General features: G+C 62.9%; 11 protein-coding genes. 2 read left to right on the forward strand and 9 right to left on the reverse strand.

Going from position 1 to position 14,543, the window contains the following annotated elements:
• The 3 genes from I8J29_RS16630 to kapB form a co-directional block, all read right to left on the reverse strand.
• Window positions 1–1,038, reverse strand: a 1,038-nt coding sequence (locus I8J29_RS16630; protein ID WP_208848665.1) for a YhgE/Pip domain-containing protein, incomplete at its 3' end; no start/stop codon positions are given.
• Between the two features lie 173 nt (window positions 1,039–1,211).
• Window positions 1,212–1,802 (reverse strand): TetR/AcrR family transcriptional regulator, encoded by a 591-nt coding sequence (locus I8J29_RS16635; RefSeq protein WP_208848666.1) that lies wholly within the window; start codon window positions 1,800–1,802, stop codon window positions 1,212–1,214.
• Between the two features lie 373 nt (window positions 1,803–2,175).
• Entirely contained in the window at window positions 2,176–2,562 is a 387-nt protein-coding gene (kapB, locus tag I8J29_RS16640) for a sporulation phosphorelay system protein KapB (RefSeq protein WP_208848667.1), read from the reverse strand.
• Window positions 2,563–2,739: 177 nt separating this feature from the next.
• On the opposite strand from kapB, the gene I8J29_RS16645 reads away from it, so the two are divergent.
• Window positions 2,740–3,855, forward strand: a complete 1,116-nt coding sequence (locus I8J29_RS16645; RefSeq protein ID WP_208848764.1) for an MGDG synthase family glycosyltransferase — start codon at window positions 2,740–2,742, stop codon at window positions 3,853–3,855.
• Window positions 3,856–4,024: 169 nt separating this feature from the next.
• Here the strand turns inward: I8J29_RS16645 and I8J29_RS16650 are convergent, their stop codons facing one another.
• From I8J29_RS16650 to I8J29_RS16670, 5 genes are all read right to left on the reverse strand, one after another.
• Window positions 4,025–5,266 carry a C40 family peptidase gene (locus I8J29_RS16650; RefSeq protein WP_208848668.1) on the reverse strand — a complete coding sequence of 414 codons (1,242 nt, stop codon included), beginning with the start codon at window positions 5,264–5,266 and terminating at the stop codon, window positions 4,025–4,027.
• Window positions 5,267–5,588: 322 nt separating this feature from the next.
• On the reverse strand, window positions 5,589–5,819 hold the full coding sequence (locus I8J29_RS16655) for a hypothetical protein (protein ID WP_208848669.1): 231 nt from the start codon (window positions 5,817–5,819) through the stop codon (window positions 5,589–5,591).
• 310 nt (window positions 5,820–6,129) lie between these two features.
• Complete coding sequence (locus I8J29_RS16660; RefSeq protein WP_208848670.1) at window positions 6,130–6,621, reverse strand: zinc ribbon domain-containing protein; 492 nt, start codon at window positions 6,619–6,621, stop codon at window positions 6,130–6,132.
• Between the two features lie 217 nt (window positions 6,622–6,838).
• Window positions 6,839–8,461: an ABC-F family ATP-binding cassette domain-containing protein gene (locus I8J29_RS16665; protein ID WP_208848671.1), complete on the reverse strand. Its 1,623-nt coding sequence runs from the start codon at window positions 8,459–8,461 to the stop codon at window positions 6,839–6,841.
• 83 nt (window positions 8,462–8,544) lie between these two features.
• Window positions 8,545–9,471, reverse strand: coding sequence for an MBL fold metallo-hydrolase (locus I8J29_RS16670; RefSeq protein ID WP_208848672.1), 927 nt, complete (start codon window positions 9,469–9,471; stop codon window positions 8,545–8,547).
• Between the two features lie 278 nt (window positions 9,472–9,749).
• Between I8J29_RS16670 and I8J29_RS16675 the strand changes: the two genes are divergently transcribed.
• Complete coding sequence (locus I8J29_RS16675) at window positions 9,750–10,907, forward strand: virulence factor (RefSeq protein ID WP_208848673.1); 1,158 nt, start codon at window positions 9,750–9,752, stop codon at window positions 10,905–10,907.
• A 1,189-nt stretch (window positions 10,908–12,096) separates the two neighbouring features.
• Here I8J29_RS16675 and I8J29_RS16680 read toward each other — a convergent pair.
• On the reverse strand, window positions 12,097–14,493 hold the full coding sequence (locus I8J29_RS16680; RefSeq protein WP_208848674.1) for an alpha-L-rhamnosidase-related protein: 2,397 nt from the start codon (window positions 14,491–14,493) through the stop codon (window positions 12,097–12,099).
• Window positions 14,494–14,543 lie beyond the last annotated feature (50 nt).

Raw genomic sequence — 14,543 nt, forward strand, 5'->3', positions numbered from 1 at the left:
CGCCCCGCCGGCGGCGAGCTGGCCGCTGCCGCCCGACAGCTTCGCCGCGCCCGCGGACACTTCGCGGGCGGCGGCGACCAGCCCTTGCAGCGCGGCGTCCTGCGCGGCGTCGGGCTTCGCGGCGGCGTACGCGTCCAGCGCCGCCGACAGCTTCGCGGCAGCGCCGGCGAGATCGGCGCTGCCCTGCTTCGCCGTCGCCAGGCCGTCGGCCAGCGACGCCGCGGCCGTCGCCGCTTGCGACGCGCCGCCGCTCAGCTCGCCGCCGGCGGCTTCCAGCTTGCCGAGGCCGGCGGACAGCTTCGCCGCGCCGTCGCGGACGGCGGCCGTGCCGGTCTTCAGCCGGCCCGCTCCGCTATCCAGCGCGCCGACGCCGCCAGCCAGCTCCTTCGAGCCGCTCGCCAGCTTCGCCACGTTATCGCGCAGCCGAGCGGCGCCCTGCTCGGCGTCCTTCGCGCCGCCGGCCAGCTTGCCGGCGCCTTCGCTGGCCTGCGCGAAGCCGTCAGACGCTTCGCCGAGGCTGCCGAAGACCGCTTTGGCGTACGCCTTCGTCACCTGCTGCGAAATGTCGGTCTGCAGCTTCTCGATGGCGGAGGAGCCGATCTTCGCGGCCAAGTAGTTCTCGCTGTCGTTGGTCAAGTAGCGCAGCGCAGCCGGATGCGGCTCCGGATCCAGCAGCGTCGTCGCCTGCTTGGAGAATGCCGCGGGGATTTCGATGACATAATAATAATCGCCGTGCTTCAGGCCGTCTTCGGCCTGCTTCGCGTCGACGAACGCCCAACGGAACGTCTTGTTCGTCTTCAGCTCGTCGACGAGATCCTGCCCGACGGCGAGCGGCTTGCCCCGGAAGTCCGCGCCGGCGTCGGCGTTGACGACGGCGACCGGCATCCGGTCCAGCTTGCCGTACGGATCCCAAAACGCGCCGATCAGCATCCCGCTGTACATGATCGGAATGAACAAAATCCCGAGGATCGGAATAAGCAGCTTCGGGCTGCGGAAGATCCGGCCCATTTCCTTTCCGAATAACGATAAACCCAGCATGATGTCGCGCCTCCACTCTTTCTCTTGAACTGAATGATTGACCGTTTCGTACTTTTGGTCATTTTATCTCAAAAAAAGAAGCAGCGGCTGCCGCTTTTTTTTGATCTCGCCCGCATCGAGGCCCAGCCTGGCAGCTTCCCGGACCTGCCTGCGTCCTTCGCCCGAGCCGGGCTTTAGCGCCGGGCCATCCCGTCCCGCATCAGGTCGCCGAAATAATCGGCGATCTGGTCCCGCGTCAGCGGCTCATGCTGCCGGCCCCAATCGGTGCTCAGCGCCACGTACAGCCGCAGCATCACGAACGCGGTCAGCCGCGGATCGGCGCCGCGCAGCTCGCCCTTGCCGATCGCGTGCTCCACTTCCCCTTGAATGCAGGCGACGATGGCCTGCTCCAGCTCGGCGATGCCTTCCTTCGCCATCGGCGTGCCGATGTCCCTCACTTCCTGCGACAGCTTCACGATCAGCTCGTGCTTCTCGCGGAACAGGAGCAGCTCGTGCAGCACCGACGACAGGTTGTCGAAGAAATTCCGGTCGCGGTCGATCGTCCGGTCCGCCAGCGCCCGCAGCTCCTTGGCAAGCTGCGCGATGATCTCGCCGAACAGCTCTTCCTTCGTGGCGAAGAACGTATAGATGGTTCCTTTGCCGACCGCGGCGATCTTGGACACCTGTTCCATCGTCGTCGCCTTGTAGCCGAACATGGCGAACGACTTCGCCGCCGCATCCACGATCTGCGCCCGCCGATCCACCGGCTTCCTGGTTACCGCCATGAGCCGCGACCTCCTAACGATTCTATTTCTTCTTTATTGCTCCATTTTTATTGCTTCACCTTTATTGCTCCATCTTTACTGCTCCATCTTTACTGCTCCATCTTTACTGCTCCATATTTACTGCTCCACCTTACTGCTCCATCTTCACTGCTCCATCTTCACTGCTCCATCTTCACTGCTCCATCTTTATTGCTCTTCTTTGCCGCTTCCACTTTATTGTTTCTCCAGCTTCGTATCGCCATCATACCACCGACTGACCGGAATTACAATATGGTCAATTGGTCATTTCGGTGCGCGCGAGGAGCGGCTCCGTTGCCGCTCCCTCTTCCGCTACGCGCGGTACGCCGCCGCGGCGCGCTTCCTTCGCGATCGCTTAATACTCCTTCTCCAGCTGCCGCAAGTTGTCCATTCCACGCTCCGTCCAGCGGCGAAGCCGGTCGAGCCCCTCGAGCTCGGCCCGCAGCGCGTCCATGAGCGAGGCTTTGTAATCCGGCACCTCGCCGCGGAACGGCCCGATGTCCCCCAGCGGCACGTACGTCTTCTCGGTGTAGCTCATCGCCCGGCGTTCGTGGAACATCGGCACGTCGGGGTCGTACGGATGATGCAGGTCGCCCTGCTCGGGATGCTTCAAGACCGCAAGCGTCTTGACCAGCACCCTGGATCCGTTCGTTTCCATCACTTCGCCCGCATAACGCCCGGTTTTATTCGCGAACGCTACAATCGAGCCGATCTCCGGCATTCGTTTCTCTTGCTCGGCCATGTCCGATCTCTCCCGTCTTCTTGAAAGCTGCTGCTTTTTCATCCGCTTTTAGGATAATTTAACGCCGCAATCATACGCAAGTCTCAATTCCGTCCTTGTGCTGGCCGTCCGCCCGTCGTAATATGGTAAAGAGAGAAATTAGTTTTCTTTCATCAGGTACGAGAAGCAGGTGAGATGATGCATAAAAAACGAGTGTTGCTGCTCTCCGAGGGTTTCGGCTCCGGGCATACCCAGGCCGCTTACGCGCTGGCCGTCGGGCTGCGCTCGCTCGATTCCTCCATACAGACGCGCGTGATCGAGCTGGGCAATTTCTTGAACCCGGTGCTCGGTCCGCTGATCGTGTCCGCCTATCGCAAAACCGTCACGAAGCAGCCGAAGCTGCTCGGGATGGTGTATCGCCGCCAATATAAGAAGTCGCTCAACCGCTTCACCCAGCTGGCGCTGCACCGGTTGTTCTATACCCATACGTCGCAGGTGATCGCGCAGCTGAAGCCCGATCTGATCGTCTGCACGCATCCCGTTCCGAACGCCGTCGTCTCCCGCCTGAAGAGGCTCGGCCTGCGGACGCCGCTCTACACGCTGATCACGGACTACGACGCGCACGGCACGTGGACGAGCTCCGAGGTGAACAAGTATCTCGTGTCGACGAACGAGGTCAAAAAGAAGCTGACGGACCGCGGCATCTCCGCGAGCCGGATTCAGGTCACCGGCATTCCCGTCCATCCGAACTTCTGGCAGACGCACGACAAATCGGAGCTGCAGGCGCAGTTCGACTTGAAGCCGCTGCCGACGGTTCTTATTATGGGCGGCGGCTGGGGCATTATGTACAGCGACGACCTGCTCAGCTACATGACGCGCTGGCGGGACCGCGTGCAGCTCATCTACTGCGTCGGCAACAACGACAAGGCGCGCGAGCGCATGCTGTCCGATCCGCTCTTCCAGCACCCGAACATCAAGGTGCTCGGATTCACGAAGGAAATCAACAAGCTGATGGACGTGTCCGACCTGCTCATCACGAAGCCCGGCGGCATGACCTGCACGGAAGGGCTCAGCAAGGGCATTCCGATGCTCTTCTACGAGCCGATTCCCGGCCAGGAGGAAGTCAACTGCGAATACTTCGTGGCAAGCGGATTCGGCGAAATGCTGGAATCGACCGAGACGATCGACAAGTGGTTCGAGCTCATTCAAGAGCCTTACTCGTCCGTCAAGCACCGCACCGATTTAATGAACAAGCGCAATCAGCACTACAACCCGATGGAATGCTCCCGCGTCGTCCTGCAGCTCATGCAGTGACGGCTTTTTTTTGCCCTTCCGTCCCGAGCGGATGCCGGGATGATTGCCGCGGTTCTCCGAAGGGACCGGTACTCGTACTCCGCCCCGCCGTCCTCCAACAACGCAAAAGCCGGACAAGCCCCACGGGCTCGTCCGGCTTATTAGGATGAATCATGAACGGCCGGGCCGCCTACACGACGCTGCCGCCGAACAGGAAGCGGTACTCCCAGTGCGTGCCCGAAATGACGCTCGTGCGGACGCCGCCGGATTCGATGGAATACGTGTGCAGGATCTGTCCGTTGCCGAGATAAATGCCGCAGTGGGTAATCGTCTCGTCCGACTTGTCGACGCCGGCATACGCGGACGCCTTCGTGCCCTTGTATGCCATGAAGAACATGATGTCGCCGCGCTTCAGCTGGTGCCAGTCCGTGACGACATGGCCGAGGCCGCGGACATAGTCGCCCTGTTTGCGCGAATCGACGGGGAGAAGGAGGTTCGCGCCTTCGCGGAACGCTTGGCGCACGAAGTCCGAGCAGTCGAACGTCTTCGTTGTGTCGCGGTCGGAGCCGAATTCGTACGGCGTCCCCAAATATTTCATGCCGGCGGCGATGACGCGCTCGACGAGCGCGTCGTGATTGCCCGAGCCGCCGCCGTTATTCGGATTGCCGTCCGACGGATTGTTGCCCGGCAGCGAGCCGGTCACCGCAATGTATTTGTCGTCCGAGCTGACGTAGCCCTTCGTCCCGTCCGCAGCCGTCACCGCGTACCAGTAGCCGTTCGGCTGCCCCGTGATCGTCACCTTCTCGCCCTTGGCCAGGTAGCGGATGCGCGATGCGTCCGTCGACGGCCCCGTGCGTAACGACACCGACGCGATGATCGTCGCGTTGGCGCTCGACGGACTCTCGACCGGCGCCGAGCCGCCTCCGCTCACTTGTATGTATTGGTCGTCCGAGCTGACGTACCCTTGCTTGCCGTCCGCCGCCGTCACCGCGTACCAGTAGCTGTTCGGCTGCCCCGTGATCGTCACCTTCTCGCCTTTGGCCAGGTAGCGGATGCGCGACGCGTCCGTCGACGGGCCCGTGCGGAACGACACCGACGCGACGATCGTCCCCGTCTTCGCCGCGGTGCCGGAATCGCCGCCCTTCGCCACGATCTCGACGTATTTGTCGTTCGAGGAGATGTACCCGATGGCGCCGTTCACGTCCTGCGCCTTGTACCAGTACGCGTTCACTTCCTCGAGGATGACGACCTGCTCGCCTTGCTTCAAATACCGGGTGACGTCGGACGACGTGGATGGCTGGGTGCGGAAGCTGACGCTGGATTGGATTTCCCCGACGGTCGGCGATGCGGCGGAAGCCGCGGACGCCGCCGCCGGCAGCATTAAAGCGGCCCCCAGGACCAAGGTCAATAATGCCGCGGTACTCTTTTTCATGAATGCTCTCCCTCTCTGATTCAGTCAAATGGATGGCCGGCCTGTCGCCTGCAGTTTCCATTGTACGGAACCCTCCTTAAGCACCATATCGTCCGCCCGTCTCATTTGTCGAAAACGGCCGTAGGCTGGAGGAACCATGATCTGGCAAAGCACCCATCAAAAAAGACGTCCCTTCGCGGGACGCCTTCCTGCCGAACTGCCGTATTCCCTTGCTTCGAACCGCTCCACGGAATCTTAACATCCGGTCCCATTCCGCATCTAAAGCCCTACGCCCTTCCGTCCGAGACGGATTCATGTAAATAATGCCAATTACGCGCCGCGCTTAGCTTTGTTCCGGAAACATGGCGTGCATCTGCTCTTCCGCCTGCCCTTTCTTCATCAGGTTCATCAGCGTGTCGTATCGGTTCGGGGAATCGATTACGGTCTGGTAATCCTGCTTGCCGATCGAAGAGAAAATAGCCACGTCGCCCGTGTGGTAGTACAAGTACAAGGACGACTCCGCCTCATTGTACGAGCAGAACGCAATTTGCTTGGATTCTACGGGTACCAGCAATGTAACCGCCTCCCAAAATTCGAATTTTAGCGATCCCATTCCTATATATATCCCGGTTTTACCCGTTCAAGCACCATCGCGAATCAGCTTTTGCCTATATTTCGTTCGTGCAGCGCGCGCTTCCGTCCGCGCGGCGACGATCGACACCGAATCGACACCGAACCGCCATGCCTTGGAGGCATCATGGACATGCCGCCGCTTCCCCGCCTGAACCGAACGCAAAAAAAAGCAACCCCGGCCCGCGCGATCGCTTGCCAAGCTTGCTTTCGGATGCCGCTTGCCTGCCGTTCCCGTCCAACCGCCGTTTCGGTTAAAACGTATGCTCCGGCGTCCCGTTGTTCAGTCCCGTCCCGCAGGTGACGCAGAATTTGGCGTTCAGCTCGTTCTCCGCGTGGCACTGGTTGCAGATGACGACGATCTCGCCGACGGTCGTCTCGGCCTTCGGCTCCTCGGTCGCGAGCTGCGTGCCGCAGTCCGGGCAGAACTTCGTGTCCAGCGTGACCACCTTGCCGCACGCGCACGTCTTCTCGTTGCGCGTCCACTTGATCCGCTCTTCGATCACCTTGATCTCCGTGTGCAGCTCATCCGCCTGACGGCATAATTCCGTCACTTCCGTCTCGGTCGCGGCGATGTCGCCGGCCTGATGGCCGCGGTAGACGGTTTCCCCGATCTGCAGGCACAGCTTCTCGATGTCTTTCTCCTTGCCGGAGATTTGCGCCTTCAGCTTCGTGATTTCGACGGTTTGCTGCGCCCGCTTGGCCGCGTCCGATGCTCCTTGCTTGACTTTATCGAAAAAGGACATATTCCATCGACTCCTTTAATAATTCGTCTAGCTTTGTCGCTTTCGCTTATTTTACCATAACCGGCCTAGCGAATCACGCCCCGTTCGGCCGACGCGGCGCAGGTCGTTCGAGACTTCCGCCTTACTCCTATCGTATGTGTCCGCCAGAGGCGCGAGAACATCAAAAAGACCGTACTCGCGGGGAGTACGGTCCGTCTGCAAGCCGGCTGCACGCGGCTTATTCGACCGGATACAGGCGTTCCCGGAGCGCCTTGATCTCGGCGTTCTCCAGGTATTCGTCGTACGACATCATCCGGTCGATGATGCCGTTCGGCGTGATCTCGATGATGCGGTTCGCGATCGTTTGCACGAACTGATGGTCATGCGACGTGAAGATGAGCGTGCCGTCGAAATCGATCAGTCCGTTGTTGAGCGCCGTGATGGATTCCAGGTCCAAGTGGTTGGTCGGTTCGTCCATGAGCAGCACGTTGGAGCCGGACAGCATCATTTTGGAGAGCATGCAGCGCACCTTCTCGCCGCCGGAGAGCACGCTCGCCTTCTTCAGCGCTTCGTCGCCGGAGAACAGCATGCGGCCGAGGAAGCCGCGGATGAAGCTCTCGTCCTGATCCTTGGAATACTGGCGCAGCCAGTCGACAAGGTTCAATTCGACGCCGTCGAAGTAAGCCGAGTTGTCCTTCGGGAAGTAGGCCTGCGTCGTCGTCACGCCCCACGAGTAGGTGCCGGCATCGGCTTCCAGTTCTCCCATCAGCAGCTGCATGAGCACGGTCTTCGGCAGCGTGTTCGGACCGACGAGGGCGATTTTGTCGCCTTTGTTGATCGCGAGCGTCAGGTTGTCGATGATCGTCGCGCCGTCGATCGCCTTCGTCAAGCCTTCGGTCAGCAGCAGTTGCTTGCCCGCCTCGCGCTCCGGCTTGAAGTGGATGAACGGATATTTGCGGCTGGACGGACGAATGTCGTCGAGCGAGATTTTATCGAGCAGCTTCTTCCGGGACGTCGCTTGCTTGGACTTGGATTTATTGGCGCTGAAGCGCTGGATGAACGCCTGCAGCTCCTTGATCTTGTCTTCCTTCTTCTTGTTGGCGTCGCGCATGAGCGTGAGCGCCAGCTGGCTCGACTCGTACCAGAAGTCGTAGTTGCCGACGTACATCTGGATTTTGCCGAAATCGATATCCGCGATATGCGTGCACACCTGATTCAGGAAGTGACGGTCATGGGATACGACGATAACGGTGCCTTCGTAGCCGGCCAGGAAGTTCTCGAGCCATTCGATCGACTGCATGTCGAGATGGTTGGTAGGCTCGTCAAGCAGCAAGATCTGCGGGTTGCCGAACAGCGCCTGCGCCAGCAGGACCCGGACCTTCTCGTTGCCGGACAGCTCCGCCATCTTCCGGTCGTGCATTTCCGGCGGAATGCCGAGGCCGTTCAGCATGCCGGCCGCTTCGGACTCCGCTTCCCAGCCGTTCATTTCCGCGAATTCCGCTTCCAGCTCGCCCGCGCGCATGCCGTCCTCGTCGGTGAACTCCGCCTTGGCGTAGATCGCGTCCTTCTCTTTCATGACTTCGTACAGCTTCTTATGGCCCATGATGACCGTCTCGAGCACGGCGAACTCGTCGTACTCGTAATGGTTCTGCTTCAGTACCGCGAGGCGCTCGCCCGGCGTGATGTGGACTTCGCCGTTCGTTTGCTCGACTTCGCCGGACAGGATCTTCAGGAACGTCGATTTGCCCGCGCCGTTCGCGCCGATGAGGCCGTAGCAGTTGCCCGGCGTGAATTTAATATTGACATCTTCAAATAGCGCACGCTTGCCGAATCGAAGCGTGATGCCGCTCGTACTGATCATGTTCAGGTATCCCGTCCTTCGCTAATGAATGTTACGCATCACTCCATTATAGCACAGAAACGCCATGCGATGCTGACTTTCTGCTATAAACGCCAGGTTTCGCCGTGCGGCAATATCCGGACCGCGCCTTCCTCGAGCCGCAGCCGGCGGATTTCCACCTCCAGCCGGTCGAGCGCTTCGCGCGGCGTATCGTCCGCGAGCTTGTAGGAGCCGTAGTGCATCGGCACGAACCGGCGCGCGCCCGTATCGCGGAACGCCTGCAGCGCCTCTTCCGGCGTGACATGCTGCGGCCCCATGAACCATTCGGGATCGTACGCGCCGATCGGCATGAGCGCCACGTCGATATCGGGGAAGCGGCGGCCGATTTCCTTGAAACCGTCGAAGTAGCCGCTGTCGCCCGCGAAGTAGACGGTCGGCACGTTCCGGCGCTCCATCACGAAACCGCCCCAGCGGGACGAATTCGTGTCGGTCAAGGTGCGCCGCGTCCAATGCTGCGCCGGGACGAAATGAAACCGGACCCCGCGGAGGGAGGCCGACTGCCACCAGTCCAGCTCGATGATGGACGAGAAGCCCTTGCGCCGCAGCTTGTCGGCGAGTCCGACGGGCACGATGAGCGTCTTGCTGCCCTTCAGCTGCTTCAGCGAGGCGATGTTCAGGTGGTCGTAATGCGAATGCGAGATCAGGATGACGTCGATCGGGGGCATGTCGGCGATGGCGACGCCCGGCGGCACCAGCCGCTTGTGGATGGCCAGCTGCTCGGCCCAGACGGGATCCGTGACGATGTTCAGCCCCGCCAGCTGGATCAGGAACGTCGAGTGGCCGATCCACGTCAGCGCCGGCTCGGTCGTATTGGCATGCAGGAAGGTCAGGTCGGGGGCGACGGCCGGCACCTTGAAGGAGTAGTCCTTCCGCTTCATCCGTCCGGCGCGTTCCCTGCGCCATTGCCGGACTTCGCGGAACGTTTTCGGCACGGCGTCGGGGTTCAAGTTGGTGTAGCGCATGTCTCGCATCTCTCCCGTATTCAATCATGTGCTGGCCGCTTGGCGCGCTGCTGCGAATGAGGAATAGACCCGCACCGGACCGCTCTAATGCTGCTCTTTCCAAGATACCAAGCTTAATGGGATTAATCAAACCATGGACGGGCGAAAATCGCGGACCGGGAAGCGGCTTATGGCGGAAAGATGAACGGACGGCGGGCCGGATTGAGATTGGCCGCCCGGTGGTTTACACTGAGAGGACAAGCACGCGCGGCGTTCGGAGGCCGCGCGAAAAACGGAGGTTGATCACGATGAAACTGATTGGCATCGAACCGACGCCAAGCCCCAATTCGATGAAGCTGAACGTCGACGAGAAGCTCGCGCCCGGCGTGCGCCTGAACTACGCCCCCGCCGACGCGGCCGGCGCGCCGGAGCCGCTGCGCGGCCTGCTCGGCATCGACGGCGTGCGAGGCCTGTTCCGCACGGCGGATTTCATCGCGCTCGACCGGAAGCCGGGGGCGGACTGGGAGCGCATCCTGTCCGCGGCGCGGCAGCTGCTGCAGAGCGAGGACGCCGGCGCCGGCAGCGCCGGCGGGCCCGGCGCCGCCGAAGCTTTCGGCGAAGCGCACGCGTTCGTGCAGCTGTACCGGGGGATCCCGATCCAGGTGCGCGTGCGCACGCCGGGCGGCGAGACCCGCGCCGCCATGCCCGCGGCCTTCACGGACGCGGTGACCCGCGCGGCCGCCGCGTCGATGATCCGCGAGCGGAAGCTCGAGGAGCTCGGGGTCCGCTACGGCGAGCCCGAGGAAATCGCGGCGGAGCTCGTCCGCGAGCTGGAAGCCGCGTACCCGGCGGAGCGGCTGGACGCCCTCGTCGAGGCGGCGCTCGCGCTCGGCGCCGCGGGCGAAGGCGAAGCCGCGGCCGCGCCGGCCGTGCGCCCCGCGCCGCTGAGCGCGGAGGCGCTCGCGGAGCGGATGGCGGACCCGGACTGGTCGGTCCGCTACGAGGCGCTCGACCGCACGGCGCCGGAGCCGGCGATGCTGCCGTCGCTCGCGAAGGCGATCGCCGACGACAACGCCTCCATCCGGCGGCTGGCCGTCGTCTACCTCGGCGAGCTGCGCCTGCCGGAGGCGATGCCGCTGCTCTTCGCGGCGCTGAAGGATGCGTCGGCGTCCGTCCGCCGGACCGCCGGCGACACGTTGTCCGATCTCGGCGACCCCGCCGCGGTTGGCCCGATGATCGAGGCGCTCGGCGACCGCAACAAGCTGGTCCGCTGGCGCGCCGCGCGCTTCCTTTACGAGGCGGGCGACGATACCGCCGTCGAGGCGCTCGAGCAAGCGGCGGGCGACCCGGAGTACGAGGTCAGCCTGCAGGCGCGCATCGCGCTCGAGCGCATCCAGCGGGGCGAGGAAGCCGCCGGCTCCGTCTGGCAGCAGATGACGCGCAGCCGCGAGGGCGGGCAAGCTTAAGCGGGGATGGTTGTGAGGCGTGTGCGCTGGAGGGTTCGCGCTGCCGCTCGAGCACGGCGAGCGGTAACGGCGGCGGAGCACTGCAGGGTTCTCTTTCACGGGAACCCCGATGCAGGTGATCACACTCGCGCGTTTGATTGCGGTCTAGGCCGTAGGCATAGCGCCGCGGTCAAGCCGCAAGTAACCGTCGGCGCGAGCCGGCGGGGACGCCCGCGCCACTCGCCTCGTTACCAACCTATGAAGGCTGCTGTATCACCTTCTTGCACCAATTCCGTCTGCTTTCTCGACCATGCAGGTTACCTGATAACCCTCTTACTCCTAATTCACCATCACTTTCGACCATGTAGGTTGCCCTATCACCCTCTTGCCGAATCCGCCTGCTTTCTCGACCATGTAGGTTACCCCATCACCTTCTTGCACCATATCCGCCTGCTTCCTCGGCTACGTAGGTTACCCTATCACCCTCTTGCGCCATATCCGCCTGCTTCCTCGGCTACGTAGGTTACCCTATCACCCTCTTGCGCCAAATCTGCCTAATTTCAGGACTATGTAGGCTACCCCTTCACCTTCTTGCACCATATCCGCCTGCTTCCTCGGCTACGTTGGTTACCCTATCACCCTCTTGCGCCGAATCTGCCTAATTTCTCGACTATGTAGCCTACCCCTTCACCTTCTTGCACCAATTCAGCCTGCTTCCTCGACTATGTAGGTTACCTCATCACCCTCTTGATTCAAATCCGTCTGCTTGTCCGACCAAGTAGGTTCCCCCTTCACCTTCTCGCGCGAAATCCGCCTACATTTCGACCATGTAGGTTACCTTAACACCTTCTTACTCCAAATCTGCCTGCTTCTTCGTCCATATAGGTTATCTCATCACCTTCTTGCATCCTATTACGCCTTTACTCACCGACAATCTCTCTAACGGGACACTAGAAACAAGGTGCCTTTACTAGATGCGTTACTAGTGCGTTACTAGTGTATTACTAGTGCATTACTAGTGAGTCACTAATGCTTCACTAGCCACTAGCGCTTCACCAAGCGCTTGCTAGACGCTAGACATTTCACTAGGCGTTCCAACAGGCGCGCCACTAAGCGTCAACGCCAAAAACCTTGGCCTCCGCCGAAGCGGAAGCCAAGGTTTTTCAATACGCATCACGCGCGGTGCCGGCGCATTCCCGGCGAAACCGCCTTACTTCCCGACTCCCGCGGGAACCGCGCACGACAGCGCGATGTCGGCATGCCCGACTTCGTGCCGGGAGCCGTCCGGCAGCACGACGACCGCCGGCACGCCCTCGGGTACGTTCGCCTGCAGCGTGAAACGGCCGTCCCGGATCTCCCAGCGGACCCGCACGCTGCCTTGACGCGTCGGCACGGTGCCTTCGGCCCACTCCTGGCCCGCCGGCTTCGGCGCGATGCGGATCGCCGCGAAGCCCGGCCGTTCCGGCTGGACGCCGAGCGTCTCGGCGACGTACTCATGCAGCGGCAGCGCGCTCCAGGCATGGCAGTCGCTCCGCTGATGAACCGGGTCCTCGACCCACGCCGTCAGCCCGAGCGCGATCTGGTCCTTCCATGGCTTCCACAGCTGCTCGGTCCGGCCGTAAAGGCCCGTTTTCGCCAGCGCGCGGAACGTATAATGGCTCATCGAGAACGACGTCGCCGGCAAATCCGCGCGCGCCAGCGTCCGCTCCAGCAGGCCGCGCGCCTCCCCGCCTTCGACCGCGCCGGAGAGCACGGCCCAGATCTGCGCGTGCTGGCTGAACATCGGCACGTCCGGCCCGTCGCGGTACAGCTCCGCTTCCGCGTCGTAGCAGGCGCCGCGAATCGCCGCGTTCACCGCGAGCGCCCGCTCGCGGTATTCCGCCGCCGTGTCCTTGCGGCCCGCCGCTTCGTTCAGCTCGGCGCCTTGCAGGAGCGACAGGGCGTACATGGCGTTGTACACGGTGAGCGCCCCGTTATGCCGCGCCGGCGGCGCGCCGGCGTTGTCGTGCCACGCCGTTACCCAGTCGACGAACGCCCAATACGGCTCGGGAATGTACCCGACGAGGCCGTCGTCCCCGACCAGCCGGTCGAACCAGCCGAGCACGGCGTCGATCGTCGGCAAGTACCGGCGGACGAGCTTCCCGTCGCCGAAATGCGCGTAATGATCGTGTACCATTTGCACCCAAAACAGCGCGAACCCCGGAATCACCTGCCGCGACACGGACGGATAGCGGCTCTGCAGCATGCCCGACGGCATGAGCGAGCCGTGAAAATCGTCGATCGTCTTGCGCGCCAGCCGGTCGTCCCCGCTGACCGCGTACGTGAACAGCGCCTGCGACTTCGCGTCCATAATGTACTGCATCTGCTCGTAGTACGGCGTGTCCTCGTACGTGTCCTGCATGCAGCCGCGAAGCGTGTTCAAACTGATCCGCCACATGTCTTCCGTCAGCGGATCCGAGCTGCGCACGGCGCCGAGCTCCTCCAGCGGAAAGCCCGTCGCGCGCCAGCCGAGCCGCGCCACGGTCAGCGGCGCGTCGCCGGCCCGGATGACGACGCGGACGAAGCGGAACGCCCGTCGCCCCATCGGCTCGTACGTCTCCGGCCCGCCGGCGCTGCCCCAGCCCGCCGGGAAGAACCGGTCGTCGTTGCCGACCAGCGTCTTGCCTTCCATGTCGTCGCGGACGGCCTTCCGGACGCCGCCGTGCAGCTCGGGCTGCGCGTATTCATACGCCTCCGCGTACAGCAGATCGAGCTGGCCGCCTTGCCCGCCGTGCACCGCCAGCTGGACGTACCCCGTCGTCAGCCGGCCCGCGTCCAGCTCCAGCGCGACGGTCTCGCCCGGCTGGACGGTGAGCGGGAAGAGCGCGCCGGCCGGGCTTTTCTCCGCGGCCGCGATGCCTTCGGCGCGCATGAGCCGCGGGAAGTCCTGCTCGGTCTCCCGCAGCGGCGGAATCGGACGCGGCGTCAGCTGCCACGGCATCAGCTGGCCCCAGAAGCGGTCCAGCGGCTCGAGCGGCCGCGCGCAGACGCTCCAGGCGGAATCGTCGAACCCGGCTTCCCGCCAGCCGGCCGGAATCCGGTCGCCGCGCACGTCCTCCGTCCCGCCGACGAACAGCGTCTTCGTCTCCTGGCCGATCCGGACCGCGTCGCACAGCAGCAGCTTCCACGTACCGTCCGTATCCAGCGTCTCCGCCGCCGAGCCGTGCTTGTCCTTTAGCGCGCCCTGCAGCCAGAGGCCGCCGGCGTCCGCGCGCCATTCCGACAGCGGGCCGCCGTCGGAGCCGCCGCCCGTCAGGAGGCTCGGATAATGCACGACTTCGACCGCGATCGCGTTGCGCCCTTCGCGCAAATACGGCGCCAGATCGACCGTGTCGTAATAATGGCGCCAATTGTCGCCTTTGCAAGGGCCGCGGAGCACGAAGGTGCCGTTGACGTACAGGCGGTATTTGCTGTCGGCGGTCACCTCCGCCAGAAGCTCGCTCGCGGCGGGATCGGCGACGTCGAACGTTTTGCGGTACAGCGTTCTGTGCTGCATCCGCTCCGTCGCGGGAGCGGACCCGGCGTCCGGGCGAATCCATCGCGCCGTCCAGGCATGCTGATGTTCCATCTCGCACCTCTTCCTTCCGTATCCAAAATGAAAACGCTTGACATTCCCAT

Source organism: Paenibacillus artemisiicola, from assembly GCF_017652985.1.
GTDB classification, from domain to species: Bacteria; Bacillota; Bacilli; order Paenibacillales; family Paenibacillaceae; genus Paenibacillus_Z; species Paenibacillus_Z artemisiicola.